Source organism: Mesorhizobium sp. M4A.F.Ca.ET.020.02.1.1 (assembly GCF_004022645.1).
Lineage (GTDB): Bacteria > Pseudomonadota > Alphaproteobacteria > Rhizobiales > Rhizobiaceae > Mesorhizobium.
Window position 1 is genome coordinate 1 of the sequence record NZ_RZOI01000400.1, and the last position, 5,572, is coordinate 5,572.

Below are 5,572 nucleotides of genomic sequence, written 5' to 3' on the forward strand. Positions count from 1 at the left end.
GATCTCGACCGTGCCGGCGACCGAGGTGAAGTCAGACGGGGTGGAGGTGATCTGGCGGTCGAATTCGACCACCGGAATGCCGGCGGCGCGGGTCGCTTCGTCGGACGGCTTCAGCGCGTTGAAGTCAACCGCCGCAAGGACGATCGCGGCGGGCTTCAGCGCGATGACGTCGTTCATCTGCGATTGCTGCGCGTCGGTCTTGTTGTCGGCGTTCAGCGATTTGAAGTCGTAGCCGACCTGCTTGAGGAACAGTTCCAGCGCGGTCACCGAACCGGTCTGGAACTCATCGAGCAATGTCGGCACCAGATAATAGACGGTGCCCTTGGACTGGGCGAATGCCGGCGTGAGCGTGGCAATGGCCAGTGCCAGGAAACCGAAGACGGAAAGAAGTATTCTCTTCATGTCGTTCGCTCCTCTTGCGCCGGACCCCTCATTTGTCCCTCAGCTCGCCGGTCCGGCACCGGCCAGCGTCTCTCCGGTGATCATGTTGATCACCGCGTCGGGACTTGTCTTGTTGCGTGCGACATCGCCCGCCACGACGCCTTGCCGGATCACCACGATCCGGTCGGCGACCTGGAAGGCCTGCTGCATGATATGAGTGATGATGACGACGCCGATGCCCTGGTTCGCCACCTGGCGGATCATGTCGAGACCGCGTCGCGTCTGCTCGACGCCAAGGGCGGCGAACGGCTCGTCGAGCAGCACCAGCTTGCCGCCCCAGTGCACGAAGCGGTTGAGTTCGATCGCTTGCCGCTGCCCACCCGACAGGTGCTCGACATTGGTGCGCAGCGACGGGATGCGGGTGCCGGCATTGGCGAGCGCCTTGGCGGCCACGGCCTCCATGGCGCGCTCGTCGAGGACGGGGACGCCGAGCACCTTGCGGGTGATCTCGCGGCCCATGAAGAAATTCGCCACCACGTCGACATTGGTGCAGAGCGACAGGTCCTGGTAGACGGTCTCGATGCCCGCCGCCTTGGCCTCGGCCGGAGATTTGGCAAGGAAGTCCTTGCCTTCGAATAGCATGCGGCCGGAGGTCGGCTCCAGCCCGCCGGCGATGATCTTGACCAGCGTCGACTTGCCGGCGCCGTTGTCACCCAGAAGCGCCACCACCTCGCCGCGCCCGATCGAAAAGCTGATGCCTTTCAGCGCCTGGATCGCGCCGTAGTTCTTGGTGACGTTGTCGAGGACCAGCAGGGGTTCGCTCATGCCGCGATGTCTCCGCCTTTCAGGAGGTCGCCGCCGCGCTGCCGCTTGGCGGTGAAGATCTGGCCGAAGCGCGGCGACAGCACCCCGGAAACGGCAAGTGCGGCCGCGCCGCGCAGCACCGCATGCTGGCCGCCGCGCGCCACGACGATGCGCGGCGTGGCGCGGTCCTTGCGGGCCGAGACCGAATTGGGCAGCTCCGCCGCTCCCGCCAACCGTTCGAGCAGCGCCGGCGGCGCCAGCCCGCCGAGGACCACCGTCTCGGGGTCGAACAGGTTCTCGATGATGGTGATGGCGTTGCGGAAAACCGGACCGATCTCGATTACCCAGTCGTCGTCGCTGCCGCGCCAGCGTCCGCGCGCATCGAGCGAGAGATAGCGTTCGAGACAACCCCGGTTGCCGCAGGGGCAAGGCTCGCCGCCGAACACGACCGGGATGTGGCCGATCTCGCCGGCATTGCCCCAGGCGCCGCGCAGCACGCTGCCATCATGCACCATGGCGCCGCCGAGGCCGACGCCGAAATAGAGGTAGTAGTAGTCGGAATATCCGGTGCCGAGGCCGTAGAGCCGCTCGCCCATGGCCGCGGCCGCCATGTCGGTCTCGAAGAAGGCCGGCAAACCCGTGGCTGCCGTCAGCCGCTCGCGCAGCGCCACATCCTTCCAGCCGGTCATGGTCGTCGGGCCGATGAAGCTCATCGATTCGACGCCGAACGGGCCGGGCAGCGCCATGCCGACGCCAAGCACGCGTCCGCCGGCGCGCCGTCCCGCCAGGTCGCGGACCATGGCGCCGATCTGGTCGAAAGCGTGATCGGGCGTGACGTTCGGCGCCTCGCTGTGCATGCTCTCGATGACATCGCCGCTGAGGTTGATCAGCGCCGCGTCGATGCCGAGCGGGGTGAGGTGGATACCGACGGCAAAGCCGCCTTCGGGATTGATCCTGAGCGTCGCCGGCGGCAGTCCGCGGCCTTTCGGCTCTTCGCGCAGCGACAGGATGTAGCCCTGTTCCTCCAGTTCGCGCACGATGGTCGACACGGTCTGCACGGTGAGGCCGACGCCCCTGGCGATATCGCCGCGGGCGATCGGCCCATTGAGGCGGATGGACTCCAGAACGATGCGCCGGTTGTAGGGCCGCCCGAACTCCTGATTGGTCCCCCGCAATGCCATGCCTTGCGCTCCTGAAGTGACGGGAGCTTCGCACCGAAGATTTATTCAGTCAAATGGAATTCAAAAATATTTCGGTATTGTGGACGACACGCCGTGGCCGCGCAGCTCCGCCAGTCGAGCGAAAGTTTGGCGGCACCGTCAGCGCCGTATTCCAGCCGGCCGAGGAAGACGAGCCGTCGGGCGGAAGACGGGTGGTGGAAGAGGGGCTGCTCGACGATATCGCCGCCGCGATCTGCGTTCACGTCGATCCGTACACACAGTCCGGCAAGGTCGCTGTCCGTCCCGGTCCTTACACTCTGGCATGCGATACGTTCGATGTCCGCGTCACCGGCTCCGCCGCGCATGCGGCAAAGCCGTATGAGGGTGTCGATGCGATCGCCGTGGCGTACTCGATGGTCACCGAGCTGGAGAAGATCGTGTCGCTGGAGATCGTGGCGCTCACACTGATTTCGGCAGCAACCATGTTTCTGACGGCGCAGCGGGGATCGGCGGGCGGTTAAAGATACTGCGCGACCTTCTTGCCGACCGTCAGGAAGCGCAGCGGGTCGACCGCATCGCCATTGTGGCGCACTTCGTAGTGGAGATGCGGGCCGGTCGAACGGCCGCTGCTGCCGGTCTTGCCGATAATATCGCCGGCCGCGAGCTTCTGGCCGACCGTCACGTCGATCTCGCTCAAGTGCCCGTAGCGCGTGGCGAAGCCGTTGCCATGGTCGACCTCGACCATGCGGCCATAACCGCCGTTCCAGCCGGCCTTGGTGACGACGCCGGCCGCTGTGACCTTGGCGGGCATGCCCATTGGCGCCCTGAAATCCATGCCCGAATGCAAGGCCGCGGTGCCGAGGATCGGGTCGGTGCGCACGCCAAACGGGCTGGTGACCGAATGACCGGGGGCGGGGTTGGCGAGCGGCAGCCGCCGCGCTTCCTTCTTCAGGTGATCGAGCGCATCCAGCGCCTCGTCCAGTTCCTTGACCTTGCTGTCGAATATCGTCGATGCGTTGAGCGGGATCAGCGGGCCGCCGACATCGCTATCCTTGCCGAAATCGCTGTCGACCGGCAGGCCGGCGGCCGCCAGCGCCTGGGTGATGGCGTCGGCATTCTTGTATGCATTGTCGGCAAGCGTGGTAACGCGGCTGAGCTGCTCGCTTTCGATTGCCTTGAGCGACTGGTTGATCGACACGAACAGCCTGTCGGCACGATCGGCGGCCGAATCGCTGGGCAGCGGATCGGAGCGCGTCGACCACAGCGAGAACGGTCTCGTGTCGCCGGCGCCCAGGCTGGCGACGGAATAGGTCGGCTGCTCGCCAATCAGCGCGGCGCGATCGTCCGGCTTGGCGGTTGCGGTACCGTCGGCGGCGGGTGCCGCCCCAACTTCGCTTTCGGCGCGCTCGAGGATCGGGCCAAGGCGGCCGTGGCGCTGGCTGAGCTGTGTCTGCCGTTCCAGAAGTTCGCTCACCTTGGTCTCCATCAGCTGCTGGTCGAGAAGCTGTCTGCTGGTGATGCGGTCGACCTGGGCGCGAAGCGCCGAGATGCGGTCTTCATAGGCCTGCTGCATGCGCGCCTGTCTGGCGGTCGTCGCCCCGATCAGGTCGTCTCGAAGCACCAGATAGGAGGTGGCGAGCAGGTAGCCGATGACAATCGCCGCCAGCGCCGAGCCGAGGAAGGCGGCAAGCCAGGGCCGGATGGTGAAATGCCTGATTTCGTTACCCCGGGCGATGATGACCGTATGGGGTTCCTTGCGTTTGCCGAAGACCGCAGACTGACCGGTTGGGTTCACGGGACCAAGCTTTCGTTACGACACCACGAAGAGCCTGATTACATATTATTAGGGTTAACAAAGCTTTGCCGGGCCGATAGCGCCGGTAACCAATGCCCGCCGGACGGGTGTCAGGTTGCGGCGAAGACCGCCAAATCTGCCTCACAGTGCGCGCACCGCCTCCAGCACCTCTTCGGCGTGGCCCTTGACGCGGACCTGCCGCCAGATCCTGGCGATTCGCCCGTCCTTGCCGATCAGGAATGTCGCCCGTTCGACGCCCATATATTTGCGGCCGTACATCGTCTTTTCGACCCACACACGGTAGGCCTCGATGACCTTGCGCTCCTCGTCGGCGACCAGGTCGACGGTAAGGTCATATTTCTGCTTGAATTTGTCGTGCTTCTTGATGCTGTCCGGGGACAGCCCTATCACCACGGCGCCGGCCTTTTCGAAGTCCGGCTTCAACTGCGAAAAGCTGATCGCCTCATTGGTGCAGCTCGTGGTGTCGTCCTGCGGATAGAAATAAAGTACAACGGGCTTTCCAAGCAGTGCGGCGAGGTTGAGCGACCCGCCACCGTCGCGCGGAAGATCGAATTGCGGCGCAAGATCGCCTACGTCGAGTTCGGCCATGTCGGTGCCCCGGTTTGAGGTTACGCGCGAAGCCGCATCGATATAGTGTCAGACGGGGATTCGTCCACGATCGAGTTCGCTACAACGGAAGATTGCGTGGATCAGGAAGAACCGCAGCACGAGAAGATCCGGTTCAGGCGTGACGAGATCACCGACCTGGGGGCTTTTCCCTCCGCCTGCAAGGTGCCGCCGCTCGGCCGCGCCAGGATAGGCCGAGGCTTTCGCGTCCTTGCGCGGGTGGTCGCCAGTTTCTGCGCGCTGGTGTTGCTGGCGGCCGGCGCGGTCTACGTGCTCGGCACATCCGGCATCGGCACCGAGCGTCTGCGAGCGGAGGCGGAAGCAGCCATCGAAAAAATGGCCGGCTTCGATGTCGATGTCGCGGTCGGCCCGGCGCGGCTGACGCTCGACGGGTCGAGCTTCATTGCCTTGCAGGTGAGCGACGTCAGCCTGAAGACCGCCGGCGGTAAGCCGATCGCCGATGCCGGCCGTGTCCGCTTCGGCATCCGGCTCATCCCGCTGCTTTCGGGCGAGGTGCGCCTGACCAGCGCCCGGATTTCCGACGCGCATTTCATGCTGGCGGCGATGCCATCCACTGGCGGCGACTGGACGGCGTCGCTTCGCAACGCGGATGGCCTGATCGATTCGGACAAGGTGGTTGCCGCGGTCTTCGCCAATGTCAGCCACGCCCTCGATGCCGTGCGCGAGGATTCGATTCGCCAGGTCGATTTGCGCAATGTCGAATTCGTGCTGTCCGACACCAGTCCTGTCAAGCGGGTCACGGTGGCCGATGCCACCGTTCTGCAGACCGGCCCTGGCAGCATGC

Annotated in this window: 6 protein-coding genes and 1 pseudogene; 2 read left to right on the top strand and 5 right to left on the bottom strand. The window is 65.0% G+C overall.

What is annotated here, in order from left to right; genetic code table 11:
* The 3 genes from EN742_RS22275 to EN742_RS22285 all read right to left on the bottom strand — a co-directional run.
* A partial coding sequence (locus tag EN742_RS22275; RefSeq protein ID WP_148670192.1) for a substrate-binding domain-containing protein occupies positions 1-402 on the bottom strand: 402 nt, incomplete at its 3' end.
* 39 nt (positions 403-441) lie between these two features.
* Positions 442-1,206 carry an ATP-binding cassette domain-containing protein gene (locus EN742_RS22280; RefSeq protein ID WP_128333279.1) on the bottom strand — a complete coding sequence of 255 codons (765 nt, stop codon included), beginning with the start codon at positions 1,204-1,206 and terminating at the stop codon, positions 442-444.
* A complete protein-coding gene (locus tag EN742_RS22285; protein WP_126054879.1) occupies positions 1,203-2,366 on the bottom strand; it encodes an ROK family transcriptional regulator in 1,164 nt (387 codons plus the stop codon). Before EN742_RS22285 ends, EN742_RS22280 begins: the two co-directional genes overlap by 4 nt.
* A 53-nt stretch (positions 2,367-2,419) precedes the next feature.
* Between EN742_RS22285 and EN742_RS22290 the strand changes: the two genes are divergently transcribed.
* A complete protein-coding gene (locus EN742_RS22290) occupies positions 2,420-2,866 on the top strand; it encodes a M20/M25/M40 family metallo-hydrolase (RefSeq protein ID WP_245482370.1) in 447 nt (148 codons plus the stop codon).
* On the opposite strand, the gene EN742_RS22295 is transcribed toward EN742_RS22290, so the two are convergent.
* Both EN742_RS22295 and EN742_RS22300 read right to left on the bottom strand, forming a co-directional pair.
* Positions 2,863-4,140 (bottom strand): M23 family metallopeptidase, encoded by a 1,278-nt coding sequence (locus tag EN742_RS22295; RefSeq protein WP_127406260.1) that lies wholly within the window; start codon positions 4,138-4,140, stop codon positions 2,863-2,865. The two genes, EN742_RS22290 and EN742_RS22295, sit on opposite strands and share 4 nt — an antisense overlap.
* 141 nt (positions 4,141-4,281) lie before the next feature.
* The gene (locus tag EN742_RS22300; RefSeq protein WP_127406259.1) at positions 4,282-4,749 is read right to left on the bottom strand and encodes a peroxiredoxin; all 468 of its coding nucleotides are present in this window, start codon (positions 4,747-4,749) and stop codon (positions 4,282-4,284) included.
* A 96-nt stretch (positions 4,750-4,845) separates the two neighbouring features.
* Here EN742_RS22300 and EN742_RS22305 point away from each other — a divergent pair.
* Positions 4,846-5,572 (top strand): annotated as a pseudogene (locus EN742_RS22305) (AsmA family protein); the annotation flags it as partial.

Bases quoted from the DNA above. Each gene is read 5' to 3' on its own strand.
- EN742_RS22280 (WP_128333279.1), bottom strand. From the start codon at position 1,206: ATGAGCGAACCCCTGCTGGTCCTCGACAACGTCACCAAGAACTACGGC.
- EN742_RS22285 (WP_126054879.1), bottom strand. From the start codon at position 2,366: ATGGCATTGCGGGGGACCAATCAGGAGTTCGGGCGGCCCTACAACCGG.
- EN742_RS22290 (WP_245482370.1), top strand. From the start codon at position 2,420: ATGGAATTCAAAAATATTTCGGTATTGTGGACGACACGCCGTGGCCGC.
- EN742_RS22300 (WP_127406259.1), bottom strand. From the start codon at position 4,749: ATGGCCGAACTCGACGTAGGCGATCTTGCGCCGCAATTCGATCTTCCG.